Below are 26766 nucleotides of genomic sequence, written 5' to 3'. Positions count from 1 at the left end.
AGTAGTTAGAATTAAAAAGTATAAACAACTAATGCTGCCAAGGACAATAAAGAACAGCTGTTGCGCTGATAACACACTTGCGTTCCCAATAAAAACAGTCCAATTCCTCCATGTAAACGACCAAATATGGGCAGGAGTGTATTCGTTGATGATGTAAAAGAAAGTAAAATAGATACAAGACTTGTTAATAAGAAAAAGCCAGGTAGCAATAATAGTTTGCCATAGTATGTAAGCGGAATTTTGGCACCTAAAATGATAAAAGCACTCATTACAAAAAATGTAATGAGTGAAAGTCGTTCATCTCTCATGATGAGCGTTATGAGAAGTAATCCAAGTGAAAATATCATTTTTTCTAGCGGATGAACGGCCGCTAGCTTATTCAGATAGGCATACTTATCAATGAGTAACATAATGGTTAACCTTCTTTGTGTTTGCCACGCATATAGCCGATGAAGTAGCCAATAAAGCCAGCTCCTATAGCTGCCTGTAGCACGAATAATAAGCTTTCGATTTCACCACTTGGTGGCTCCCATAGACTTTCAAACCATGGCTCATATTCCGCATTGATTTCACCAATAGCTGCTTCTGCTTCTCCATCAGCACCACCAAATTCAGCACCTTTTTGTATGAACAAGGGAATGATGGCTAATAACACAACAATTGCTAATAACAATAAATTTTTTTTCATCTGTTAATGTGCCTCCTTTGTTGAGAAAACACGTAAAGTTTTTAGTTCGCTAATATTGTATTTTTTCAAGAAATTCATCACTATGACCGTTAAAATTCCTTCACTCACTGCTAAAGGAATTTGAGTTAAGGCAAAAATACCTGCAAACTTTGTAAAGGATGCCATAAAGCCTCCAACCTCTGAAGGAAAGGCTAGTGCTAGTTGTACAGAAGTCACAATGTATGTACCTAAATCACCAAGCATAGCTGCAAAGAATACGGCTAGTGAAAATGACAAGCCTACTTTTTGAGCACCTTTAAAGACAAAGTAAGCAATAAAAGGACCAACAATAGCCATAGAAAAGGCATTAGCCCCTAAAGTTGTAATTCCTCCATGAGCTAATAATAAAGATTGAAATAATAAAACGATTGTTCCAATTACACTCATTGCTAGAGGGCCAAAGAGTACTGTCCCAAGTCCTACACCAGTTGGGTGAGAGCAGCTACCTGTAACAGAAGGGATTTTTAAGGCGGATAGCACAAAGGCAAAGGCTCCTGAAAGCCCCAAAAGCATTTTTGTTTCAGGATTTTCATCAACGGTTTTTCGAATAGAACGCAATCCTAGAATGATAAATGGAATAGAGATGACCCACCAAAAAATAGCCCATTCGATTGGTAAAAAACCTTCCATGATATGCATGGCAAAGGCACGTTTTGGCACGATTAAAAAGGCCAGTAAAAAATAACTAAGTTTCCACCATGAAAATTTCAAAAAGCTTTCCTCCTAACTAATTAGTAGATTTTTAGAAGATTGCGTGCGTAATTAAAAAAAGCACTTCTCCACTGGTGGAAAAGTGCATAGCTAAAAAAGCAAATAACATTCTCATCTGCTAAGCCGCACACCTATCCTCGTAGGCTGAAACGATCACTTATTTTTCGGCAGGTCTCCTGGCTCTAGTTCAATGCTTTATAGGTCTTCCCATCCGTTGGACAGTGACATATTCTATAAAGCTCCCTATTACAGTGGCGGGACCGCGCCGGACTCAAACCGGCTTCCCTTTTAAGCAAAATGACAAGCACTTTGCACCGAAAAACATTCAAATTGTGAGATTTCACGACAAAGTGTAACATGAATTTCCATAAATATGCTATACCTTTTATAAATTTTTATAATTAAAGGTCAATGGCGAATATTCTGATAACGATTTATGCGTAAATTATATAGATTGTATAAATTTCATACCTAGTTCCATTCAAAATTGATAAATTTGTCATAAATTTTTAAAGAAATATTGAAATTTTAAAAAAATAAGATATGATAAAGACAGTTTTCTATTTAAAATTCTAATAAAAATTTCATATAAAACGTCAATAAGTGCTCGAATAGCTCGAGATAATAGGGAAATTGGTGAAAATCCAATACAGCCCCCGCTACTGTAATAGCTGATGAAATTGCAAAGCCACTGGTGCAAACTTGGGAAGGTGCGATAGTAAAATGAAGCTTAAGTCAGGAAACCTGCTTATTTGATTGTGCATGCAAACTTTTCGGAGGGAGAAGTTGAAGCGAAAGCGAGTACCTGTATTTCATGCTATTCGTTTTTATTTGGCTTCTACAAAACCTTTACTCTTCGTTATAGAGTAAAGGTTTTTCTTTTTCCAAAAAGCAAATGAGGGGAGACAGAAGATGACAACTTGGAATTTAGAGGGGATGAAAACACATCTCTTTATTTGCAATGGCAGTAGCTGCATGAAAAAGGATGGGGAGGAAATTACCTTAGCCATTCGAGATGAGATACAGCGGCAAGCACTCGATCAAGAAATACATACGACAAGAACGCGCTGTAATGGACGATGCAAGGATGCTTGTGTGGTAATTGCCTACCCCCAAGGGAACTGGTATCGTGTGCCATCAACAGAGCATGCTAGAACACTAGTACAAGATTTACATCATGAATCCTTATACAACGAACATGTCTTTACACTTCATGAAGGTACATTACAGCGTACTGCTCAAACAACTGCCATTAAAGGGATCGAAAAGGTGAAAGAGGGGTAACAACATGGCGCAAAAAGGAAAAATTTTCGTAGTAGGCTTTGGACCTGGAGATTTTAAGCATATTACGACACGTGCAGTAGAGGCATTACAACAAAGTGATATGATTATAGGCTACAAAACCTATGTAGAGCTGATTCAAGATTTAGTAAGTGCAAAATCGATTGTTAGTACAGGCATGACAGAAGAAGTGTCGCGTGCACAGGAAGCCGTTCGTCAAGCAGAAGCAGGGAGCATCGTCTCGGTGATTTCGAGTGGTGATGCAGGCGTCTATGGTATGGCGGGATTAGTATATGAGGTGTTAATTGAGCTAGGCTGGACAGAAGCAACAGGAATTGAAGTAGAAATTGTTCCTGGGATTTCTGCGATTAATTCATGCGCTAGCATACTTGGTGCACCCATTATGCACGATGCTTGTACAATCAGCTTGAGTGACCATCTAACACCTTGGAATTTAATTGCAAAGCGTGTCGAGGCAGCTGCAATGGCAGACTTTGTCATTGCTTTATACAATCCTAAAAGTGGTCGTCGAACAAGACAAATTGTCGAGGCTCAGCGAATTCTCTTAGAATATCGTTCGCCAGACACACCAGTAGGGCTGGTGAAAAGTGCCTATCGAGAACGTCAAGAAGTGACCATGACAACACTAGCAGAAATGCTAGAACATGATATTGGTATGCTGACAACAGTTATTATCGGGAATTCATCAACATTTTTCTATGACAATAAGATGATCACGCCACGCGGTTACCAACGTAAATATACCCTAGGTGAAGAAAAACAGCCATTACGTCCTCATCAACGTTTACGCGAAGAAAATGAACCTTGGGCAATGAACCAAGAGACAGGAACAGCGCGAAATGACTTTACGGCTGACCCTAATGCGGGACGATTTAACAAACCCAGTATAGCCGCTACGTCAAAGCCGAAAAAAACAGCTCTTGAAATGGCTACAGCGGCACTCGCAATGGTAAAAGGGACAAGCGCAGTCAAAGTAACACCGAAGCTTGTACAGCAAAAAATAGAATCTATATTTGAACTAGCAGTAAGCCCTGGAGTAGCCAATAAATTTTTTACTCCCCAGCAAATGATGACGTTAGCAGAGGTTGTTGGGGAGGAGGGGACGATGGAATACACACCAGATCATCAAATTCATTTGAAAATACCAACGACTGCCCCTGAACAGATCACAGAGAAATTACAGGAAGTAGGATTTTTATTAACCCCGATTGGTGATGTGTTATCACTGAAGGCTTGTGATTTTTGCTACGGTGAAAAGGCTGATTCGATACCATATGCAGAGGAATTACAAGAAAAACTAGGTGGTATGTCCTTACCGAAGACATTAAATATCGGCTTTAATGGCTGTGGTATGGCATGTTATCGGGCTGTATTTGATGATATTGGCATCGTCTACCGCAAAAGTAAATTTGATGTCTTTATTGGAGCAAAACCAGTCGGTCGTACGGCTCACGCAGCACAGCCTGTTGTAGAAGGGCTGGAGCCTGAGCAGCTGATTCCACTCATTACAGATATTATTGAAGAATATAAAGCAAATGCTCATCCAAATGAACGCTTATTTAAATATTTTAAACGTGTGAAAAAGATACTGCATTTTACGTATCAAGATATGTCTTCCAAAATAAAAGTAGAGCCGGCTCCGTGCGGCGACTAGTAAGGAGTAGAGAGATGAAAGCTATTTTATTTGTCGGCCATGGGAGCCGTTTAGCAGCAGGAAATGATGAGGTTCGTACATTTATCGAACAAATGACACCGCGTATTGATGAACAATTTTTAGTGGAAACTTGTTTCCTTGAATTTGCTTCACCGAACATCGAAGAAGGTATTACAAACTGTGTGAAAAAGGGAGCTACAGAGGTGCATGTAATACCAATCATTTTACTACATGCAGGCCATTCAAAACTGCATATTCCAGCGGAAATCGAGCATGCGCGTGAGCATTATCCAACGATTACCTTCACATATGGTCAAACAATTGGTATCCATGATGAAATCTTTGCCATTTTACAAGATCGCCTAGCTGAAATTGGCTTTAATTCAGAACAAGAGCAGGAAGAAACAGCGATTTTATTGATTGCACGAGGTGGCAGTGATCCATCTGCTAATGGTGATTTTTATAAGATCACACGACTTCTATGGGAAAAACTACCTGTAAAATACGTAGAAAGTGCTTTTATGGGTGTCACAGATCCACGAGTTGAAGAAGGAATTGAACGTTGTGTCAAACTAGGTGCAAAAAAAATCATCATGTTACCATACTTTTTATTCACAGGCATTTTGATGGAACGCATGCATGGTATGTGTGAGAAGTTTACTGAACTTTATCCAGATTGTGATATACAAATTGCTAACTATTTTGGCTACCATGAGCGTTTACAAAATGTTTTATTAGAGCGTATTGAACAGGCAATCAACGGTACATCAACAGGTATGCAAGATCTAGAAGATTATCGCGCCTATGCGGCAGTACATGGACATGCACATCATCATCACCATCATGATCACGATCATGGACATGCGCATCACGATCACGATCATGCGCATCATCACGATCACCATCATGACCATCACGATCATGACCATGACCATCATCATCATCATGAAGAGGAGCCGGTAAAATGATTTTCATGTTAGCAGGGACAAGTGATGCAAGGGATTTAGCCCTAGCATTACAACGTGCAGGTTATGCAATAACCGCTACGGTCGTCACTGAATCGGCAGCCTCTAGTCTTGCTGACGTTGGCCTGCCACATTTAATCGGTAGACTGACCGCTGAGGAAATGGCGACCATCATGACCGAGCAGGGCTATCGATTGGTGGTAGATGCTTCTCATCCATTTGCGGAGGAAGCCTCTAAAAATGCGATGGCAGCGGCAGAGCAGGCAAAGATTCCTTATATTCGCTATGAAAGAGCTCATGAACATTATGCCCATCCTTTGATTACTGTTGTAAAGGATTATGAGGAGGCAGCTCAGCTAGCTGCAGAAAAACGCGGTGTCATTATGCTAACGACAGGAAGTAAAACACTCGCTACATTTACGAAGGTTTTACAGGGCTTAGAAAACACAAGAGTAATCGCTCGTATGCTTCCACGACTGGATAATATGGAAAAGTGTGAGGCACTTGGCGTGGCGCAGCGAGATATTGTGGCTATTCAAGGTCCGTTTTCAAAGGAATTAAATGAAGCTCTATTTCGTCAATACGGAGTGACGTTGATGATTACCAAAGAAAGCGGTAAAGTGGGCTCAGTTGATGAGAAGCTAGAGGCAGCTCTCGCATGCCAGATTGAAACGATTCTTATTGCACGACCAAATATACAATACGGCCAACAATATTCAACATTTGAAGAAGTATTACAGGCTGTTGAACATACAATTTAGGAGGCATTTTCCATGGATTTTAAAACAGATTTTAAACCATTAACGGTAGACCCAGATAAAATTTACGATTACAGTTTCTCTATTATTGCAGAGGAAATGGGCGAGCATGACTTCTCAGAAGATGAATGGAAAGTTGTACGTCGTATTATCCATGCGTCAGCTGATTTCGAGCTAGGCCGTAGTGTCATCATTACACCAGGTGCGATTGAAGCGGGTATCAAGTCTATTCTTGCAGGACGTCATGTCATAGCAGATGTGCAAATGATTGAAAGTGGCTCTGGTAAAAAGCGTTTCCAAAAACATGGTGGCGATTTGCATTGCTATATTGCGGATGAAGATGTGTCAATAGAAGCGAAAAAACAAAATACAACACGTGCCATTATTTCGATGCAAAAGGCATCAAAATTACATGAAGGTGGTATTTATGCCATTGGTAATGCACCAACTGCATTGCTGGAATTGATTCGATTAATTAAAGAAGGGCTAGCAAAACCAGATTTAATTATCGGTATGCCTGTTGGTTTTGTGTCAGCAGCTGAGTCAAAAGAAGAGCTGCTTAAACTAGAAGGGATTCCGTACATTACAAATGTTGGTCGTAAAGGCGGTAGTACAGTGACGGTTGCTGCTTTAAATGCCATCTCACTTTTAGCGGACGAACAGGCGAAAAAATAATGGAGCGGAAGCCAAAAAAGGACCCCAAGGACATGCGTCACGGTTATACGACGGGAGCCTGTGCAACTGCTGTATCAAAGGCTGCACTGCTTGCCCTTATTACTAAGGAGGAGCAAGAGACAAGCACTATTCATTTACCTATTGGTCGAGATGTAACCTTTACAATTGAAAAATGCATATTTGAAGAAAATGCTGTCAGCTGTGAAACGATTAAAGATGCTGGTGATGATCCTGATGCGACCCATCAGGCACTCATCGTTGGCACAGTGAGCTGGGCAGATACACCTGGGATTCATTTAGATGGAGGTATTGGCGTCGGGCGTGTCACAAAGCCTGGCCTGCCAGTGCCTGTCGGAGAGGCAGCCATTAATCCTGTACCCCGTAAAATGATTTATAGCACGATCCAAGGTGTGTTGGACGAATTTCACATTACTCGAGGCGTGAATGTGGTGATTTCTGTACCTAAGGGAGAGGAGATTGCTAAAAAAACGTTAAATGGACGACTCGGTATACTTGGGGGCATCTCAATCTTAGGCACAAGGGGAACCGTCGTGCCTTTTTCGAGTTCTGCTTATATGGCCAGTATTGTCCAAGCCATCAGTGTAGCGAAAGAGGCTGGCTGTGAGCATTTAGTCGTGACAACAGGTGGACGAAGTGAGAAGTTTGCGATGAAACAATATCCACATCTAGCAGAAGAAGCATTTATTGAAATGGGTGACTTTGTAGGTTTTACATTAAAGCATTGTAAGCGTTTAGGCATCAAACAAGTTTCTCTCGTTGGGATGATGGGGAAATTTTCTAAAGTCGCACAAGGTGTCATGATGGTGCATTCCAAAAGTGCAGCAATCGATTTTAATTTTTTAGCACAACTGGCAGAGGATATAGGGGCAGATAGAGAAACGATAGCACAAGTTCTAGAGGCAAATACAGCTTCACAAGTAGGTGAGATGATGATGGAAAAGGGCTATGATGCGTTCTTCCATCATTTATGTGAGGCTTGCTGCTATTCCTCTATCCATCATATTAAGGGCGGTTTAACGCTTTCCACATCGATCTATTCGATGCAGGGACAATTATTAGGAAGGGCTGATGACATTGCATCGATCGATGAAGTTGATTGGGATCGGGGATAACGGATTAGCAAGCTTATTACCGCAATACCTTCAGTGGATTGAAGACTGTGAGGTACTTGTTGGTGGTGAGCGAGTACTTGATTTTTTCCCAGACTTTAGAGGTGAAAAAATCCTGATAAAAGGAGGTCTTTCAACACTTGTTGAAAGATTGGCTGAAGAAACAAGAAATACCGTGATTCTTGCATCTGGAGATCCATTATTTTATGGCATCGGAGGCTATTTAGCAAAAAAGCTACAAATAGAGGTTTATCCATATATGAGTTCTGTCCAGCTGGCCTTTGCGAAAATGGGAGAGAGCTGGCAGGATGCTTACGTAACGAGTATTCATGGACGACCAATGAAGGGCTTGGCACAGCGAATTGATGGCAAAAAGAAAGTAGCACTTTTAACAGATGCAGAGAATAGTCCGAATGCTCTCGCTCAATATTTAAAGCATTTTGGTATGACGGAATATCGTGCGTTTGTAGCCGAAAATTTACAGGGCGACAACGAAAAAAGTGGCTGGTACTCGCTCGATGAAATGGAAGTTACTCATTTTTCTCCTTTAAATGTCGTGATTTTAAAACAAACAATAGCACCGAAACGCTACACACTTGGGATTGATGATGAAGAATTTTCACAACGAAAGCCAGATAAAGGACTTATTACGAAGAAAGAAATTCGAGTTTTAAGTTTGCAAGCCATGCAGCTTCAACAGGATAGCGTTATTTGGGATATTGGCACATGTACGGGATCCATGGCCATTGAGGCAGGTAAGCTTGCTCCGGAGGGACAGGTTTTTGCCGTAGAAAAAAATGCCCCTGATTTAGACAATTGTCTTCAAAATCAACAAAAGTTTCGAGTTGATATAACGGCTATCCATAGTAAAGCACCAGAGGGTTTAGACAACTTTCCAGACCCTGATGCCATTTTCATCGGTGGCACTGGTGGTGAAATGGTTGAGTTACTGCAATTATGCTGTCAGCGTTTAAAGCAAAATGGGCGCATTGTCTTAAATGCGGCGACTATTGAAAATTTATATAAAGCCGTTGAGGCATTTAAAGCTTGTGGTTTTGCTGTTGACATTTTACAGGCTCAGCTTGCACGCAGTAAACCAATTTTAGATATGACACGCTTTGTGCCATTAAATCCAATATACATTATTTCCGCTTATCGAAAGGAAGAAAATCATGAGTAATCTAGGAATTTTATATGGCTTGGGCGTTGGTCCTGGCGATCCAGAATTAATTACAGTAAAGGCATTTCGAGTGATTCAGGAATCACCTGTTATTGCTTACCCAAAAAAGCTAAAAGGCAGTAAAAGCTATGCCCATCGTATTGTAGATGTATATATTAATCCAGACGAAAAAGACATGCTTGGTCTTGTATTCCCAATGACGAAAGATGAGGCTGTTCTAGAACGTGAATGGACAAAGTCAGTAGAACTTGTCTACGAAAAATTACAAGCAGGCAAAGATGTAGCCTTTGTTACAGAGGGCGATCCATTATTGTATAGTACGTTTATTCATATGATGAAGCTAATGCAAGATAAGCATCCAGATGTCGAAATTCGCACGGTACCAGGGATTTCTTCATTTAATGGATCTGCATCGCGCTTAGGTATTGCGTTAGCGGATGGTGATGATCGTGTTGCGATTATACCTGCGTATGACAATTACGAAGCGATGCGTGAAGCGATTGAAACGCATGATGCTGTTGTCTTTATTAAAGTGGCGAAAGTTATTGATTTAATGCTTGAAGTGCTACGTGATTTAGATTTATTAGATAAAGCATCCGTGGTGACAAAGGTAACATCAGATGAAGAAATCATTTGGGATGTGCGTGAGTTGGATGGTGTCGATTTAGAATATTTAACATTAATGGTGGTGCGTAAATAATGAAGAAAATCTATATTGTCGGCGCTGGTCCTGGTGATCCAGATTTAATTACAGTCAAAGGTTTACATATGTTACAAACAGCGGACGTTGTCATGTATACAGATTCTTTAGTGAATGAGGACCTTATTGCGAAAGCTAGGCCAGATGCGGAGGTCATTCGTACAGCTGGTATGCATTTGGAGGAAATGGTTGCTGTGATGGTGGACCGGGTCAATACTGGTAAAACAGTGGCACGTATGCATACAGGGGACCCAGCGATGTATGGTGCCATTATGGAGCAAGTTGCATTATTAAAAAAGGAAGGCATTGGGTATGAAGTCATTCCAGGAGTTAGCTCTGTATTTGCATCGGCCGCTGCTATCGGAGCTGAGCTAACAATTCCTGATCTAACCCAAACCCTTATTCTAACACGTGCAGAGGGGCGCACACCTGTACCAGAATTTGAAAAGCTGCGTGATTTAGCGAGCCACCATTGTACAATTGCCTTATTCCTTAGTGCAACGCTGACGAAGAAAATTGTTAAAGAGCTACAAAGTGCTGGTTGGGCTGATGACACGCCTGTAGCAGTTATTCAACGTGCTTCATGGCCCGATCAAAAAATCGTACGAACGACTTTAATCGAATTAGATGAAGCGATGCGTGTGAATGGTATTCGTAAGCATGCGATGATTTTAGCGGGCTGGGCATTAGACCCGAACATTCATGATAAAGATCAATATCGTTCGAAGTTATATGATGCAAGCTTTACACATGGCTTTAGAAAAGGTGTGAAGACAAGTGATTGAGTTACAAGAGGGTGTGTTACCAGAGGTTGATCAACGTAATCCTTATGCCGTTGTAGCCATTACGAAGCATGGTGTCCAAATAGGACGTCGTCTGCAGCAAACCTTTGCAGCAAGTGATTTATATTATATGAGTAAATTTGAACAAGGCGATGAAGAAGAAAAGCATATTCAACTATTTACAGGAACAGTGCGCCTGCTATTGCCAACACTATTTAAGCAATATAAAGGGTTGATTTTAATTATTTCACTAGGGGCAGTCGTACGAATGATTGCGCCAATTTTAAAGGATAAAAAGACAGACCCTGGCGTTGTGGTGATTGATGATCGAGGGGAAAATGTTATTAGCGTATTATCAGGGCATTTAGGTGGTGCCAATGAGCTCACACACGAGGTGGCAGCTGCACTTGGTGCAAATCCAATTATTACAACGGCTTCTGATGTGCAAAAGACGATTCCAGTTGATTTATTTGGAGCCCGCTTTGGCTGGGTATGGGATAGTGCGGATAAATTGACACCTGTTAGTGCATCTGTTGTAAATGAGGAACATGTAGCCATTGTACAGGAAACAGGCGAACGTGATTGGTGGATGCGTGATACACCGATGCCAGAGCAAATTAAAATCTATCCATCCACACAGGCAGCCATTCAAGCTACTCCCCATGCCACATTATTAATAACAGATCGAATCATTGAACCTGAAGAAGAGGTTCTTCTAGAAAACGGTGTTATTTATCGACCAAAATCCATTGTATTAGGAATGGGCTGTAACCGTGGTACATCTTTAGAGGAAATTGAACAAGTAATCGATGAAACCTTGGCAGAGCTAAAGCTTTCGAAAAAAAGTGTGAAAGCCTTATGCACGATTGATTTGAAGAAAGATGAGCAATGTTTCTTAGAAATTACGAAGAAATATGATTGGGAGTTCGTTACGTATACACCGGATGAATTAAATGAAATTGAATTTCCATCACCCTCTGAAACAGTCTTTCAATATACAGGCGCATACGGCGTGAGCGAACCAGCAGCTATGCGCTATGCACAGGTTCCATCACTTCTATTAGAGAAGAAAAAATCGGGTAATGCTACGATTTCAGTTGCTAGATACCTATTTTAAGGAGGAAGTCCATGCAAACAAATCGCTTTGTACTAGCTGGTACGGGTAGTGGTGTAGGCAAAACTACTTTTACCATTGGACTGATGAAGGCACTACAAAACAAAGGAAACGTGGTGCAGGGCTTTAAATGCGGTCCTGATTATATCGATCCAACCTATCATACAGCTGTAACGGGCAGAGTATCACGTAATATTGATAGCTGGATGTTTTCACACGAAGCAGTACGTGATATTGTGGCACGTGCAAGTATAGATGCAGATGTGTCCATTATTGAAGGTGTGATGGGCTTTTATGACGGTAAAAGCCCTTTATCTGATGCTGGGTCTGCTGCTGATATTAGCGTAGTGACAGAGAGTCCTGTTATTTTAATTGTCAATTGTGCTAGCATGGCACGTAGCGTAGCAGCAGTTGTGAAAGGCTTCCAATTACTATCAGATAAGCCGAATATCGTTGGTGTTATTGCGAACCAGGTTGGTAGTGTCGGTCATTACGAAATTGCGAAGGCAGCTATTGAACAAGAATGCGGCATTCCTGTTATTGGCTACTTAAAGAGTGAGGAAGGGATTGGTATCCCGAGTCGTCATTTAGGGTTAGTACCTGCTATTGAAAGAGGAGAGCTAGATTCATTTTTTGATAAACTAGGGAACCTGATGGCAGAAACAATTGATTTGGACCAATTAATACATTTAACAAAGGCTCCTATCTTGCAAGAATCAGGCCATTTATTTAGGGAGGAGCCTTCACGAAATATTTGTATAGCGGTTGCAAGAGATGCAGCTTTTAATTTTTATTATGAAGAAAACTTGGCTTTGTTACGTGCGAAAGGTGCGACACTACAGTTTTTCTCACCGCTTGCGAATGAGCCTGTACCAGCTGAAGCTGATGGCTTGTATATTGGTGGTGGCTTTCCTGAGGAATTTGCAGAGTCACTTGCTACCAATACAGTCGTTAAAGACTCTATTCGTCAAGTCATAGCGAAAGGTCTTCCAACATTAGCTGAATGTGGAGGCTTTATGTATTTAACAGAGGCCATTACAAATAGCCATGGCGACCGCTATGACATGGTAGGGGTAATTCCTGGAGAAGTGGCGATGCAAACAAAACTAGCAGCACTTGGTTATCGTGAAATTTTTGGCACAGCCGATAATTTCTTAATTGGCGCTGAGGAACAAGCGAAGGGCCATGAGTTCCATTATTCCAAATATAGTGGTTCTCACAATACAGCAGCCTATGAAACGATTGGTCGTTTTGGCAAAAAGAAAGAAGGCTATCAAGAAGGAAATTTAGTGGCTGGCTATACTCATTTCCATTTTGTATCAAACCCAAAGCTAGTTGACAATTGGTTAACGGCTTGTAAGAAGGTGAAAAGTAATGACTAATTATTTTCCTATTCATATCAATCTAGAATATAAAACAGTAGTGATTGTAGGCGGCGGTCACGTGGCAACGCAGAAGGTAGCAACCCTGTTACCAGCAAAGGCAAACATCGTCATTGTTAGTCCAACCTTACATGACACATTACAGTCATTTGCTGAGTCAGGGCAAATTACTTGGAAGCAAAAGGAATTTGAACCTCGTGATTTAGATGACGCCATTCTCATTATCGCTGCAACGAATGTGACAGCAGTTAACGAAGCCGTTCAAGAAGCAGCACAGCATTGGCAATTAATCAACCGAACAGATAAACAAAGTGAAAGTGATTTTATTACGCCTGCTACTGTTCGCCGTGGTCCATTGGTGGTCACTGTTTCGACATCGGGAGCAAGCCCAAGTCTAGCCCGCAAGATTAAAGCAGATTTAGAAGAGCAATTCGATGATGCTTATGATGACTATGTATGCTTTTTACAGCAAGCTCGATTAATGATTGCTGCTAAGTATGATAAAGGTCCACAAAGACGTGCGGCATTACAAGCATTGCTAGAGCCAAACATCCTTGAATGGACACGTCAGGGTGAGATCGATCGACGAGAAGCATATTTACAACAACTATTGATAGGAGCAACGCAATGAAGGATGGAATCGTATATATCGTGGGAGCAGGTCCTGGCGATCCGAAGCTCATTACTGTGTATGGACTGGAATGTATTCAAAAGGCTGATGTAATTGCTTATGACCGTCTTGTAAATCCTAAATTGCTTGATTTTGCAAAAAAGGATGCTGAGCTCGTTTATTGTGGCAAATTACCTGGGAAGCATCATCTCATTCAAGAGGAAATAAATGCATTACTCGTTGAAAAAGCACAAGAAGGTAAAATTGTTACACGCCTAAAAGGTGGCGATCCCTTTGTTTTTGGACGTGGCGCTGAGGAAGCTGAAATAGTAAAAAATCATGGCATTGCCTATGAAATCGTACCGGGGATTACAGCAGGAATTGCAGCTCCTGCATACGCAGGAATTCCAGTTACACATAGAGACTTCGCGACAAGCTTTGCCCTTGTAACTGGACATGGTCGTGAAGAAAAAGGACAAGATTTTTTAAATTGGCCCGCATTGGCTACGGGTATAGATACCGTTGCCTTTTATATGAGCGTTGGTAATATTGCCTACATTGCTCGAAAATTAATCGAAAATGGACGGAAGGCAACAACGCCAGTAGCGGTCATTGAGTGGGGAACAACTGCTCAGCAACGCACGATTACAGGGCCGCTAGATGAGATAGCCAGCATCATTGAGCGTGAAGGGTACCATAACCCTTCTATGATTGTTGTTGGCGAGGTTGTCAAGGTACGGGAAAAAATTCAATGGTTTGAAGAGCAAGGTCTTACCTTTTCATAATCATTTCTTATAAGCGCACAAGGAGGAAGCACTATGACTGTCATTGAAGCATTAAAAAAACGTCGAGCAATTCGTAATTACACGACACAACCAGTAGAGAAAGAAAAAATTGAGCAAATTTTACAGGCAGCAACCTATGCACCAAATGACCGGATGCGTGAGCCCTGGCATTTTTATGTCGTTCAAGATGAAGCCATGAAGCGTTATGAAGAAATGGCAAGTGCATATTTACAAGAACGCTTTCCCACGAAGCCAAATTTAGTGGAAAGTTCATTAAAGGTTGTACAAACAACCCCTGTAGCCATTGTGGTGACAGCTGACATAGTAGAGGGGGACACAGATGCGACAGAAGATAATGTCTTTGCTGTATGTAGTGCCATTATGTCTATGTGGTTGACAGCAGAGGAGCTAGGTCTTGGCTTTGTTTGGCGTACACGTGGTGTTGGCCTCGTACATGATCCTCGTATGCATACGTTTATTGGTGCAAGCGACGCTCAAAAAGTAGTCGGTACAATATTTATTGGCTACCCACAGGAGCAAGAACAAACCGACAAGAAACGAACGCCGTTTGCAGAAAAGACAACATGGCTGTAAGGAGGCTATCAGCATGGCAAGAAAAGGCTTGTTTTTAGTATATACAGGTGAAGGTAAGGGCAAAACGACAGCATCTCTTGGTGTTACATTGCGTGCAGTTGGTCGAGGCTTAAATGTGCGTTATCTGCAGTTTATCAAATCCCCAGAACGTACTTATGGAGAGCAAATTGCCCTTCGTAAGCTAGGCGTAGAAATGGAACAGATGGGCATAGGTTTTACATGGACAAAAACACCTGAGGAGCATCGTGCTGCATTAGCCAAGGCTTGGAAAAAAACGAAGGCTGCTCTACAGGATGACAGCATTGATTTATTGGTCTTAGATGAACTGAACAATGCTCTAGCGATCACCAAGTTTCCAATCGATGATGTCCTTCCTCTAGCAGAAGTCATCGAGGCAATCCAACAGCGCCCTTCAACAATGCATTTGGTTGTCACAGGACGAAGTGCGAATCCGGCCTTACTAGCAATGGCTGATTTAGTGTCAACCATTGAGGCGACAAAGCATTATTATGATGAAGGGATTCCAGCGGTGAAAGGGCTCGAATTTTAAAGCCCTTTACAATTGCTGGATGAAAAATACCCGCGGAGCGAAGGTAAATACCCGCGCTTCGCCATAGAATACCCGCGGAACGCAGGGAATTACTTGCGCTTCGCCTTAGAATACTTACAGAGGAGAGTGACTATGCCAGCAAAATCAATCATGATTCAAGGAACAGCTTCCGATGTTGGGAAAAGTATGATTTGTACTGCACTATGTCGTATATTTTCAGATGATGGACTGAAGGTAGTCCCATTTAAATCACAAAATATGGCTCTTAATTCATTTGTTACAAAGGATGGCGGTGAAATCGGCCGCGCACAAGGGGTACAGGCAGAGGCAGCTCGTGTTGTTGCAACGACAGATATGAACCCTATCTTGCTGAAACCGAAGCAAGATATGATGTCAGAGGTTATCGTTCATGGTAAGCATTTTTTAAATATGGATGCCAAAAGCTACCGCAATAATTTTGTGCAAGAAGCGATGCCAATTGTAGAAAAATCAGTACGCACGCTACAACATACATATGATGTCATTGTCCTAGAGGGCGCTGGTAGCCCAGCAGAAATTAACTTAAAGGATCGCGATATTGCTAATATGCGAATGGCTCACTTAGCAGATGCAGCGGTAGTCCTCGTTGCTGATATTGATCGTGGCGGGGTCTTTGCCTCGATTGTTGGTACACTGGCATTGTTAGATGAGGAAGAACGAGCACGTGTGAAGGGATTAATTATCAATAAGTTTAGAGGCATGCGTGAATTACTGGATGATGGTTTGGCATGGGTGGAGCGCGAAACGGGTATTCCGGTACTTGGTGTGATTCCTTATGTCGATGTCAATATTGAAGCAGAGGATTCACTTGCATTATCGTCACTACGTTTTAAAAACCAAAGCTAGGCGAATTTGCTGTAGATGTAGCCATGATTCGTTTACCACGTATTTCAAACTTCACCGATATTGATCCATTTTTCGATGAGCCAGAGGTGGGTGTCCGTTTAATTGGTCATGTCAATGAACTAGGTACACCAGATTTACTCATTCTGCCAGGAACGAAAAGTACAATGGATGATTTAGCTTGGCTAAAAGCACAGGGTTTCGATCAAGCCATCACACATTTACGTGCGTGCGGTACTAAAATTATTGGCATTTGTGGCGGTTTCCAAATGCTTGGTGAAACATTACTTGATCCAGAAGCAGTGGAGGGGAATGGTGAATCTGCAGATGGTCTTGGGCTATTACCGATGGAAACCACTTTTGTAGGCAATAAAAAAACGGTGCAAATGACAGGCGTAAGAGGGCAGGACACATTGACAGGCTATGAAATCCATCTAGGGCGTACGAAAATTTTACGTGATGCGGTATCACCGTTTTTACTGTTAGAGGATGGAAGAGAAGATGGTGCGGTTAGTCAAGATGAGCAAGTGATTGGCACGTATTTCCACGGCTTGTTCCATAATCGTACCTTTACCCGTCAACTCGTCAATGAAATACGAGTGAAAAAAGGGCTAACAGCTTTACCAAGTGATGTGAAAAGTGACGCGGAACGAAGAGAAGATGCCTATAATATGTTAGCCGACCACGTTCGAGCAAATCTTGATATGAAAAAAATATATGAAATATTATCTTTAGAGGTATCTATATGACGAGAAAAGGACCGTTAGCCATTAACTATGAGGCATTATGGCAGGAAGGCATGAAGGACTGGCATGGCAATATGCCTGAACGAATGGTGAATGATCAGCTAGAGGAGCAATTTTGGGCGCAATCCGTGGCACGTAAAAAAGTGGGACAAACAGATCCTTATGCTGCATTGATTTTTCAGGAGCTTCAAAAAAAGATTGAACCTCAGCATTCTGTATTAGAAATTGGTCCGGGGTGGGGCAATTATACATTTCCATTAGCTGATAAAGTAAGCAAGCTCACATGTGTGGATAGCTCTGAAAGCATTTTGCATTACTTACAACAATGTATGCCGCAGGAGAAGCACGTTTCCTATATTCATGCAAAGTGGGAAAGTTTAGAGCAAGATGAGATTGAACCACATGATATCGTCTTGGGCGTGAATTGTTTTTACCGAATGTATGAAATTAAAGCAGCTTTATATCACATGAATCGGCTGGCGAGGAAACGTGCCATCATTGGGATGACGACAGGGCCCATTCAGCCACACTATGAACAGTTATATGAAAAGTATGGTTATGACATTAAATTTCCCCGCAGAGATTATATCGAGTTTTTGAATCTCCTCTATGAAATGGATATCTACGCGGATTGTCAGATTATCCCGCTCGAACGTGTCTACGAATATGAAAGCTATGAGCAGCTTGTGACAACGCAGAGTAAAAAAATATTAACGACGAATTTCCAGCGAGCCCATGTAGAGGAATCACTACTACCTTTTATCGAAGAAAAGGATGGACGTTATTATTATCGTCATGATTTCCATGCGGCGCTTGTTTCATGGCAACCAAAATAATCAAGAAACCTTTGGAGAAACTGTACACCAAAGGTTTTTCTTATGGGAATGGATAAGGTACAATAAAACGATATAAAGAAGAAGTGAGGTGGCATATGTTGCAGCTACATTTTCTAGGGACAGGCGCAGGCATGCCTTCAAAAGAACGAAATACAAGTGCTCTGATGGTAAAGCTATTAGATGAAGTGAGTGAAATGTGGCTATTTGACTGTGGGGAGGCGACACAGCATCAAATCCTTCATACGTCGTTAAAGCCACGGAAAGTAACGAAAATTTTTATTACACATTTACATGGAGATCATATTTTTGGACTTCCAGGCTTTTTAAGCTCGCGTTCCTTTCAAGGTGGGGATGAGCCGCTAACGATCTTCGGGCCATCTGGCTTACAGCAGTGGATTGAACAAACATTGGCCCTATCAAAAACCCATTTAACATATCCTTTACGCTTTGTAGAGGTACAAGAAGGCATTATTTTTGAGGATGCTCATTTTACAATTCATGCTAAGGAATTACGCCATGTTGTACCTTGCTATGGGTATCGTATTGAACAAAAGGATTTACCAGGTGAATTATTAATTGACAAAGCACAGGCACTTGGTGTTCCAAAGGGACCTTTATTAGGGCAATTAAAAGATGGCCACGATATTGTACTTGAAAATGGTGATGTGGTACATGCGAAAGACGTGGTGGCACCAGCCAAAAAGGGCTTTACATTGTCAGTCTTAGGCGATACAAAATATTGTGAAGAAGCAATCCAATTATCAATGGGTGCTGATATCATTGTGCATGAAGCAACTTTTGATGGTACAACAACAGATTTAGCAGCAAGCTACGGTCATGCAACAAATGTGGAGGCTGCAAAAGTCGCACAGCAAGCTGGTGCACACTATTTATTATTAAATCATTTAAGCGCACGTTTTCTTCCATACGACTTACCTCAATTTTTAGCTGAAGCACAGGGGATTTTTCCGAATACATTCCTAACAGCTGATCAAGCCGTTTATACATGGCAACACAATAAATTATTCTGATATAATTATTAAATAGAAAACATCTATTAGGGGAGATTCCTTTAATAGATGTTTTTAGTTTATAGTCCTAAAGATGTGTAGATAATTTTGTTTAAATATTACTGTTTAATCATGAGAATTATGCTTTTTTGCATGCTTCTACTAGTACAAAATAGTTAGTTTTATCCTCCATGCTTATCTATTTCGAAATTTTTACAAATTAATGACAATTTGAACTTCTTCAAAACTTATTATTTTATATTTAATAAATTGTTAATGAAATATATGGAAGTGATATTGTATGATGAAGTGGAAATAATCGTAATTTTTAGGGGGATCTCATCATGAGAAAGTCAATGAAATGGAAAATGCTTCTGGAGATTATGGGCATTGTGGTGTTCATTATAGCGGCATTTTCTATTTATGTTTATCAAGCTACATATAAAAGTGAAAAAAGCAATGGAGAAGCAATCGCCAACTCCATTGTCATGGGATTGGAAGGAGCGATTCAATCTAGAGAAAAAGCAGAAGAAATTATGGAAAAAGAAATGATTGCTGAATCTGTAATGGCTTCTTACATCATTGACAAAGGTGCTACATATGAGGATTTAAAGGCCATTGCTGAGCGTGGTGGCATCGATGAGATTTGGAGTACAGATGATAAAGGGAATACAACAGTGACATCAGTAGCTCCAACTGTTGATTTTAACTTTGGCGCTGATCCAAACGGACAAGCTGCCGAATATATGCAACTCTTAGATGGAAGAGCGAAAGAAATTGTCCAAAAAGCACAAATTCGCGATGTCGATGATCAATTTTTCAAATTTGTCGGGGTAGGTAGCTGGAATCCAGCAACTCCACAAATTGTACAGGTGGCTCGCCATGGACAGCAGCTACTAGATTTAGAAGCAAGTATCGGCAGTGAATCCTATATCGATCATCTGGACAACTATTTATCCTCAACCGTATTATTCGCCGCTATTGTAGATGAAAAAGGTCAAACCATTGCCGCTACAGCAAAACAAAATTTAGCGGATATTGGTTTTGAGCCAGCCCAATTTTCAGCACAAAAGTCAACTGAATTTTCAGGGCGCTACGATGGCACTCGTGTCACGCAATATGTAAAGCCATTATCAAACGGTACATACTTAGCTATTATTGTATCCAATGCTATTCTCTCGCAAATTTTGGTAGGCACAATTGTAGCTTCATTGATTGTTGTCTGTGTGATTTTCTTCACTACGGGCCTGTCTATTTCGAAGCAAGTTTCGCGTATTTTAAGTGTGCGCAATTCCTTAGAGGAAATTAGTAAAGGTGAAGCAGATTTAACCAAGCGTATTCCAATCCATGCAAAAGATGAGATTGGCCAATTAGTGACATCATTTAATGGGATGATGGATAATTTCCAACAAATTATGTGTGAAATCAAGCAAGGGGCCAATCAAATAAAAGAAGCTACCTATACCATTCAAGAAAATGCTCATGAAACACTTGAATCAGCCGCAATTATCCAAGGCGAATCTAGTCAGGTAGCGCAGGCCTCCTTTGCACAACAGAATAATACGGCAGACAGTGCGCATTCAATGGAGGAATTGGCACGCAGCATTCAATATATTTCGGAATCCATAGCAGAAATTTCTAGTATTTCGCGTAATACCGAGGAAAACGCAGATAATGGATTACAAATTATGCAGTCCTTACAAAAGCAACTGGTGACTATTCATGAGAAAACGAATTTTGCGGTGATTGGAACACAGGAGCTTGAAAAACTATCTACAATGATTGGGGAATTTACCAATGTGATTACAGGAATTTCTGATCAAACGAATTTACTGGCATTAAATGCATCTATTGAAGCGGCGCGTGCTGGTGAAGCGGGTAAAGGCTTTGCCGTTGTAGCTGAAGAAGTTCGTAAATTAGCTGAAGATTCTAAGAGTGCGGCGGATAGAATCACCCAGGTGGTAATGAATGTCCAAAAGGAAACAGCCAATATTGTAGCAACCATCCAAGCGACAGCAGATGTTTTACATGCAGGACGTGCAATCGTACAAGAAGCACAGCAATCGTTTGAAGGAATTCATAATGATGTACAGGTCTTAGCAACACAAGTGGATTTAGTATCAAGCTCCACTGAGGAAATTGCTGCTAGTACAGAGGAAGTAACAGCTACCATGGAAGATGTTTCGCTCTTGGCTAAGCAGACATCGCAAAGTGTTGATGCCGTTGCTCAAAAGGCTAAACATCAAGCGGAAAATATGGAGAACATGACCGCATTTATCGACCAATTGAATACAACAGCGGAAAACCTCCAACTATCAGCAGGCAAATATAAAGTATAAAAGGAAAAATATAGTACGATAAATCACTAAATTCCCTTATAATTGAAAAAAGGGGTGTGGTTTAAATGAATCAACAAAAGATGCCGCCAGCATTATTGCGATTAATCGTCATTTTTCCAAATGTGCTGAGCTATTTACTATTATTTGGTCTAATTATTTTTGTCATGACAAATTATGAAACATTAAAAGCAACAAATAATTTAACTGTGTGGATTATTTTTATTGTCGTGTTAGCACCCGCTGCTGCCTACACGACTTTCAGCATCGTAAAGAAAATCCGTGCAGGACATATGTAAGGATATTAACGACTTCCTATTCAACATAGTAGGAGGTCGTTTTACTTAAAAGAGAATAAAAAACATATAGAGAGAAAAACTATCGTAAACAGTGATGAAATGAAGAGGTGTGTATATCATATGGATCCAACAAATTGTGATTTTTCACCAATGAAAGAAACTTTAAAAGATGAGCTTCTCGAAGTGATCATGTCCTTACAACAGAGTGTGCAGGAAATGGATACAGATGCAAATTGTCTCCTCGGTAATTTTGAGAAAATTAAAGAGAAGTTTATGACAATTGAAATGAAAGCTGCAACGTTCTATTTAAATTGTTATCTTTCCCCGTTTACTGAAAAGTATCCAGAGCTATCACACAGTGTGCAAAATATGTCTTTGAGAAGGCATGGTGGTTTAATTGTTATTCAAAGACAGGATTCTTTAGAGAATCTAATTCAGCCTGGTATTCATATTGGTGCGGATTTAACCCATTCTTTATTAGAATCGATTTTCTTCCCTGGTAATCCACTTCATGATGGAGCGGTACTTGTCTATCAAAATCAAATTGAGTCAGCTGCCAATGTACTGCCATTGTCAGAGCGGTATACAGGGAAAAGAAATTAGGAACCAGACATCGTGCAGCGCTGGGATTGAGTGAGCTAAGTGATGCACTTGTAATGGTTGTATCAGAAGAAACGGGTAGAATTTCTTTTGCTCTTAAGGGCAATTTATATCCTGTTACAACACCTGGCATCATATAGGGAGTCCCCTATGTTAGAAAAATATCTCGAATTCAAGATATTTTTCTTGCGGAAGTATCACTTGCATGGTAAAGTGATAACTGAAGGGAGGGTGAAGTCATGAGAAATCATACACTAGGCACCTTAACATGGATTCGGATGATGCGCTTTACAGCGCAAAGTAATCAGTTATCGAATGAATTTTTAAAACGTTTCGACTTAACGACAGCACAATTTGATGTGTTAATCCAGATCAAAACATATGCCCCGATTACACAGTCTCAATTAGCAGAAAAAGTAACTGTAACACAAGGTGGCATGTCCCGCATGCTTGCCCGACTGGAAAAAGAGGGACTAATCGAGCGTAAACAAAATTGGAAGACGAAAACCATCTCATTGACATCAAAAGGGGAGCAAATGATTGATGCAGCAACACCTAGTCAACTTCACTTCCAGTCTTCATTTTTTGAAGAAGTATTAACAGCTGAGGAAATTAAATCTTTATATATTGCGATGACAAAGCTTGAAAAACATAGCCGAGAAAAAAAATTGCCGCCTGTGTAATTTTTTGTAAAATCACTTGCCTAGTCAAGTGAAAATAATAAGGAGGAACAATTAATGAACAAATTAAGCGGACACCATCATGTATCTATGTTAACGAAAAATGGTAAACAGAATAATCACTTCTACACTACCATTTTGGGGTTACGACGTGTGAAAAAAACGGTGAATCAAGACTCCCCTTCCATGTATCACTTATTTTATGGAGACTTAACAGGGGCAGCAGGTACAGAATTAACATTTTTTGAAATGCCTGTTGCAGGGCGTACAGTGCGAGGGACGAATGCTATTACTCGTATTGGCTTACTTGTACCTAGCTCCGAAAGCCTACTATATTGGAAAGAACGCTTTCAGCAGCTAGAAGTAGAACATAGCGATATCACTACTTATGCAGGCAAAGAGGCTTTGTTTTTTGAAGATCATGAAGGCTTACGGATGGTATTGTTAAACCATCAAGGACAAGGAACGCCTGCTCAATGGCAACCATGGGATGGAAATGATATACCGGAGGAACATCGTATTTTAGGCATGGGAACGATTGAAATCACTGTGCGATCTTTACAAAGAACGGTCAATTTATTACAAGATTTATTTCACTATACAGTTATGGCAGAAAAGGACAAAGAAACGGTCCTACAATCAATAGAAGGGGAAGTGCATGGCGAGATTGTTGTCAAAGAAGTAGAAGGACCAAGCGAAAAACCTGGTAAAGGCAGTATTCACCATCTTGCGTTACGTGTTGCAACCGTTGATGAATTACAGCAATGGGATACCAAGATTAAGGAGCTAGGATTGGAGAGTACTGGTGTGGTTGATCGTTATTATTTTCAAAGTCTTTATTTTAGAGATCGTAACGGTATTTTATTTGAAATGGCGACAGATGGGCCAGGGTTTACGGTAGATTCAGCAGTCGAAGAACTTGGCAAAGAATTAGACCTCCCACCATTTTTAGAAGAGAGACGTTCAGAAATTGAAGCTATTTTAGAACCGCTAGAATAAGGAGAGATAACACATGATGGAAAAATATCGTATTGATCAAGCACAAGGACTCGAATTCGGACTGTACTCTTTAGGTGATCATATCCCTAATCCACTAACGGGCGAGCGTATTTCTGCCCAACAACGCCTAAAAGAGCTTGTTGAAGCAAGTCAATTAGCAGAGCAAGCAGGAATTGATGTATTCGGCATAGGTGAAAGTCATCAGTCTTATTTTACAACACAGGCACATACGGTCGTGTTAGGTGCTATTGCACAAGCCACTTCGACTATTAAATTGTCTAGCTCCGCAACCGTATTAAGTGTTTCAGACCCTGTACGAGTATATGAGGATTTTGCCACAATTGATTTATTATCAGATGGTCGAGCAGAAATTGTAGCGGGACGTGGTTCACGTGTCGGTGCCTATCACTTACTAGGTGTAGATTTACAAGATTATGAAGAAATCTTTGAGGAAAAATTAGAGCTTCTTATGAAAATCAATGATGAGGAGCTAGTGACGTGGGAAGGGCAATTCAGAGCACCTCTCCATCATGCACAAATTTTACCGCAGCCAAAAAACGGCTCGTTGCCAATATGGCGTGCGGTGGGTGGACCACCTGCCAGCGCCATTAAAGCAGGATATATGGGCATTCCGATGATGCTTACAACATTAGGTGGACCTGCTATCAACTTTAAACCATCTGTGGATGCCTATCGCGAAGCGGCAGAGCGCAAAGGCTTTGATCCAAATGAATTACCTATTGCCACAACAAGCTTGTTTTATGTAGCAGACACAACAAAAGAGGCATTGCAGGGCATGTATCCACATTTAAACGGTGGTTTCCAAGCTATTCGTGGTGGGGGCTATCCAAAGCAACAATTTGCACAAGCGCCTGATACACGTGATGCTTTAATGGTGGGCAGTAAAGAGCAAATTATTGAAAAACTACTTTATCAATACGAACTATATGGCATGCAACGCTTTATGGCACAAATCGATTTTGGTGGCGTACCTTTCGAAAAATTGATGAAAAATATTGAAATCATCGGTAATGATATAATTCCAGCGATAAAAAAACACACAGCAAAATAAGGAGTGGCTCATTATGAAAATTGTCGCACTTGCGGGTTCTATTGTCGGCTCAAAAACAAGAACAGCTAAGCAAAAAATGGTCGAGATGTTACAAGAAAAATACCCACAGCATGAAGTAATATTACTAGATCTTGCTGACTATCAGCTAGTTTTTAGTGATGGACGTAATTACTTTGACTATGAAGGCGATACAAAATATGTGACGGAAACCATTATGGCTGCAGATGCGATCGTTATTGGGACGCCAACATTCCAAGCATCTATACCAGCTACATTAAAAAACATCTTTGACCTTTTACCTGTCAATGCCTTCCGCGATAAAGTCGTCAGTGTTATTGTTACAGCAGGTACATCCAAGCATTATTTAATGGTGGAACAGCAACTAAAGCCGATCCTTGCTTATATGAAAGCGCACATCGTACCGACCTATGTATTTATAGAAGAAAAGGATTTTTTACGTAAAGAAATTGTCAATGATGATGTCCTTTTTCGTTTAGAACGGTTAGCAGAGGATACCGTGATGGTTACAGAGGCTTTTGCAGAAATTCGAGCCAAAAAAGATGCTGAATATGATTTTTAAAGATTAATAGAAGAAACGCTGTGAAGTAGTCTGACACAGCGTTTCTTTTTGTGTCAAGGCTAGCTATTTGACCATTCAAACCATCGAGCATGCCCATCTGGACGCGCCATTGTACGAATGGATTTTATAGTGCCTTGATCTATAAAATCTTGATGAAGTTTTGTATCAAATAAATTGTTATAGCAATGATAGAGAGGTCGCTCTAGGCTAATTTCTTTTAATTGCTCTATTAATGTATGACGTAATTCAATTGGTATTTGATTTGCGACATGTGTATGATAAATAACTAACATCGCCTCTTGCTCTATTGTTCGACGGAGCTCTTTAATCAGTTGAATCGCATCCCCTTTTACCAACTGAATATCTAATTGATTGATGATGGGAAGAGCCTGATTGAATAACATTCTACGTTCATGATGTTCAGGCCAAATTAACGCTTGAAGCCATTGACTTTCTTTTTTATTTCCAAGGTCAATCGGGTTTAGATCGATCCCTATTCTTTGACAAACAACAGGAGGTTCAGAAAGTGAGGTAGGCAAAGTTTCACCACGATTTTCCGAGAATAACATACTATCGTTTTTCGTATTAGTAATAACTAATTGCTGATTGTAGCAATAATTGTAGTGATCCATGCCAAGCTGAAGCCCAGCACTTGCGCCAATTTCAATAAAAGCTAATGGTTGTTGATGTTTGGCATAGATTTCAGTCATCATTGGGTAAAGATACGCACAGCGTCGAATTTCATTTGTTTGTACCAGCTTTTCTTGAAACAATGTCGTTAATTCATTTGTATGTGACAGTACAAATGCTTTAAAAATAGGGAACACCTCCTGTATTGGATGTGGAAAAGGTGTGAAAGATGCATAATAATTTGTCAAAGGATCATTGGATGTAGTTAATAAATAATGAACTGCTGCCAACAATAAATTGGGCGCAGGCTGACCCTGTGGGATCAAGGAGGCAATGTCTAACAAATCTTCGTCATTGGCAATTTTATTTGCTAAATGTTCATACAGCGGGCTTGAGCCTTGACATTCCTGTTGAGCAAACATCTGAAATTGACGACTTAATCTAATGTGCTGCATATGATTTCTCTCCTTTTAAATA

At 40.6% G+C, this 26766-nt stretch carries 27 protein-coding genes, 2 pseudogenes and 2 riboswitches; of the genes and pseudogenes, 25 read left to right on the top strand and 4 right to left on the bottom strand.

Translation table 11 applies throughout. From position 1 onward, the window contains the following. Positions 1-11 precede the first annotated feature (11 nt). From NP781_RS13140 to NP781_RS13130, 3 genes are read right to left on the bottom strand one after another with little or no spacing between them, the layout of a single operon-like run. On the bottom strand, positions 12-410 hold the full coding sequence (locus NP781_RS13140; protein WP_257522483.1) for a hypothetical protein: 399 nt from the start codon (positions 408-410) through the stop codon (positions 12-14). A 5-nt stretch (positions 411-415) separates the two neighbouring features. Further along, on the bottom strand, positions 416-688 hold the full coding sequence (locus NP781_RS13135) for an energy-coupling factor ABC transporter substrate-binding protein (RefSeq protein ID WP_009370241.1): 273 nt from the start codon (positions 686-688) through the stop codon (positions 416-418). Positions 689-691: 3 nt separating this feature from the next. Then, positions 692-1438, bottom strand: coding sequence for an energy-coupling factor ABC transporter permease (locus NP781_RS13130; protein ID WP_004231293.1), 747 nt, complete (start codon positions 1436-1438; stop codon positions 692-694). A 148-nt stretch (positions 1439-1586) separates the two neighbouring features. After that, positions 1587-1772, bottom strand: a riboswitch (cobalamin riboswitch). 250 nt (positions 1773-2022) lie between these two features. Beyond that, positions 2023-2205: riboswitch (cobalamin riboswitch) on the top strand. 145 nt (positions 2206-2350) lie between these two features. On the opposite strand from NP781_RS13130, the gene NP781_RS13125 reads away from it, so the two are divergent. The 25 genes and pseudogenes from NP781_RS13125 (at position 2351) to NP781_RS13005 (ending at position 25659) form a co-directional block, all read left to right on the top strand. Continuing rightward, entirely contained in the window at positions 2351-2722 is a 372-nt protein-coding gene (locus NP781_RS13125) for a (2Fe-2S) ferredoxin domain-containing protein (protein WP_221680209.1), read from the top strand. 4 nt (positions 2723-2726) lie between these two features. After that, on the top strand, positions 2727-4394 hold the full coding sequence (cobJ, locus tag NP781_RS13120; protein WP_221680210.1) for a precorrin-3B C(17)-methyltransferase: 1668 nt from the start codon (positions 2727-2729) through the stop codon (positions 4392-4394). 14 nt (positions 4395-4408) lie between these two features. Further along, positions 4409-5362, top strand: a complete 954-nt coding sequence (locus NP781_RS13115; RefSeq protein WP_257522482.1) for a sirohydrochlorin chelatase — start codon at positions 4409-4411, stop codon at positions 5360-5362. Continuing rightward, a complete protein-coding gene (cobK, locus tag NP781_RS13110; RefSeq protein ID WP_257522481.1) occupies positions 5359-6120 on the top strand; it encodes a precorrin-6A reductase in 762 nt (253 codons plus the stop codon). Before NP781_RS13115 ends, cobK begins: the two co-directional genes overlap by 4 nt. A 12-nt stretch (positions 6121-6132) precedes the next feature. Beyond that, entirely contained in the window at positions 6133-6792 is a 660-nt protein-coding gene (locus tag NP781_RS13105; protein WP_004231303.1) for a precorrin-8X methylmutase, read from the top strand. After that, positions 6792-7925 (top strand): cobalt-precorrin-5B (C(1))-methyltransferase, encoded by a 1134-nt coding sequence (locus NP781_RS13100; protein ID WP_221680213.1) that lies wholly within the window; start codon positions 6792-6794, stop codon positions 7923-7925. The genes NP781_RS13105 and NP781_RS13100 overlap by 1 nt, the downstream gene beginning before the upstream one ends. Continuing rightward, positions 7882-9102, top strand: coding sequence for a precorrin-6y C5,15-methyltransferase (decarboxylating) subunit CbiE (gene cbiE / locus NP781_RS13095; protein ID WP_257522480.1), 1221 nt, complete (start codon positions 7882-7884; stop codon positions 9100-9102). Before NP781_RS13100 ends, cbiE begins: the two co-directional genes overlap by 44 nt. Continuing rightward, positions 9095-9802 carry a precorrin-2 C(20)-methyltransferase gene (gene cobI, locus NP781_RS13090; protein WP_221680215.1) on the top strand — a complete coding sequence of 236 codons (708 nt, stop codon included), beginning with the start codon at positions 9095-9097 and terminating at the stop codon, positions 9800-9802. The genes cbiE and cobI overlap by 8 nt, the downstream gene beginning before the upstream one ends. Next, entirely contained in the window at positions 9802-10587 is a 786-nt protein-coding gene (gene cobM / locus NP781_RS13085; RefSeq protein ID WP_257522479.1) for a precorrin-4 C(11)-methyltransferase, read from the top strand. The genes cobI and cobM overlap by 1 nt, the downstream gene beginning before the upstream one ends. Next, positions 10580-11701 carry a cobalt-precorrin 5A hydrolase gene (locus tag NP781_RS13080; RefSeq protein ID WP_221680217.1) on the top strand — a complete coding sequence of 374 codons (1122 nt, stop codon included), beginning with the start codon at positions 10580-10582 and terminating at the stop codon, positions 11699-11701. The genes cobM and NP781_RS13080 overlap by 8 nt, the downstream gene beginning before the upstream one ends. Positions 11702-11712: 11 nt before the next feature. Beyond that, entirely contained in the window at positions 11713-13080 is a 1368-nt protein-coding gene (locus NP781_RS13075) for a cobyrinic acid a,c-diamide synthase CobB (protein ID WP_257522478.1), read from the top strand. Continuing rightward, positions 13073-13711, top strand: coding sequence for a precorrin-2 dehydrogenase/sirohydrochlorin ferrochelatase family protein (locus NP781_RS13070; RefSeq protein WP_257522477.1), 639 nt, complete (start codon positions 13073-13075; stop codon positions 13709-13711). Before NP781_RS13075 ends, NP781_RS13070 begins: the two co-directional genes overlap by 8 nt. Beyond that, a complete protein-coding gene (cobA, locus tag NP781_RS13065; RefSeq protein WP_221680220.1) occupies positions 13708-14475 on the top strand; it encodes a uroporphyrinogen-III C-methyltransferase in 768 nt (255 codons plus the stop codon). The genes NP781_RS13070 and cobA overlap by 4 nt, the downstream gene beginning before the upstream one ends. A 33-nt stretch (positions 14476-14508) precedes the next feature. After that, a complete protein-coding gene (locus NP781_RS13060) occupies positions 14509-15069 on the top strand; it encodes a nitroreductase family protein (protein WP_221680221.1) in 561 nt (186 codons plus the stop codon). A gap of 13 nt (positions 15070-15082) precedes the next feature. Continuing rightward, a complete protein-coding gene (locus tag NP781_RS13055; RefSeq protein ID WP_009370255.1) occupies positions 15083-15619 on the top strand; it encodes a cob(I)yrinic acid a,c-diamide adenosyltransferase in 537 nt (178 codons plus the stop codon). A 132-nt stretch (positions 15620-15751) separates the two neighbouring features. Continuing rightward, positions 15752-17250 (top strand): annotated as a pseudogene (locus NP781_RS13050) (cobyric acid synthase). Continuing rightward, entirely contained in the window at positions 17247-18083 is an 837-nt protein-coding gene (locus NP781_RS13045) for a class I SAM-dependent methyltransferase (RefSeq protein ID WP_221680223.1), read from the top strand. Before NP781_RS13050 ends, NP781_RS13045 begins: the two are co-directional and overlap by 4 nt. 98 nt (positions 18084-18181) lie before the next feature. Beyond that, positions 18182-19114: a ribonuclease Z gene (rnz, locus tag NP781_RS13040; RefSeq protein ID WP_221680224.1), complete on the top strand. Its 933-nt coding sequence runs from the start codon at positions 18182-18184 to the stop codon at positions 19112-19114. A gap of 323 nt (positions 19115-19437) precedes the next feature. After that, positions 19438-21432, top strand: coding sequence for a methyl-accepting chemotaxis protein (locus NP781_RS13035; RefSeq protein WP_257522476.1), 1995 nt, complete (start codon positions 19438-19440; stop codon positions 21430-21432). A gap of 65 nt (positions 21433-21497) precedes the next feature. After that, positions 21498-21728, top strand: a complete 231-nt coding sequence (locus NP781_RS13030; RefSeq protein WP_009370265.1) for a hypothetical protein — start codon at positions 21498-21500, stop codon at positions 21726-21728. A gap of 120 nt (positions 21729-21848) precedes the next feature. Then, positions 21849-22468: pseudogene (gene cdaS, locus NP781_RS13025) on the top strand (sporulation-specific diadenylate cyclase CdaS). A 99-nt stretch (positions 22469-22567) separates the two neighbouring features. Continuing rightward, positions 22568-23011, top strand: coding sequence for a MarR family winged helix-turn-helix transcriptional regulator (locus NP781_RS13020; protein WP_221680226.1), 444 nt, complete (start codon positions 22568-22570; stop codon positions 23009-23011). Positions 23012-23065: 54 nt separating this feature from the next. Further along, a complete protein-coding gene (locus tag NP781_RS13015; RefSeq protein WP_257522475.1) occupies positions 23066-24007 on the top strand; it encodes a ring-cleaving dioxygenase in 942 nt (313 codons plus the stop codon). Between the two features lie 16 nt (positions 24008-24023). Beyond that, a complete protein-coding gene (locus tag NP781_RS13010) occupies positions 24024-25079 on the top strand; it encodes an LLM class flavin-dependent oxidoreductase (protein WP_036218710.1) in 1056 nt (351 codons plus the stop codon). A 13-nt stretch (positions 25080-25092) separates the two neighbouring features. Next, entirely contained in the window at positions 25093-25659 is a 567-nt protein-coding gene (locus tag NP781_RS13005) for an NADPH-dependent FMN reductase (protein ID WP_257522474.1), read from the top strand. Between the two features lie 59 nt (positions 25660-25718). Here the strand turns inward: NP781_RS13005 and NP781_RS13000 are convergent, their stop codons facing one another. Further along, positions 25719-26744 (bottom strand): DUF2332 domain-containing protein, encoded by a 1026-nt coding sequence (locus NP781_RS13000; RefSeq protein WP_257522473.1) that lies wholly within the window; start codon positions 26742-26744, stop codon positions 25719-25721. Positions 26745-26766: the final 22 nt, after the last annotated feature.

It is taken from the genome of Lysinibacillus sp. FN11 (assembly GCF_024628845.1).
GTDB classification, from domain to species: domain Bacteria; phylum Bacillota; class Bacilli; order Bacillales_A; family Planococcaceae; genus Lysinibacillus; species Lysinibacillus capsici.
This window is presented reverse-complemented; position numbering and strand designations above follow the sequence as displayed.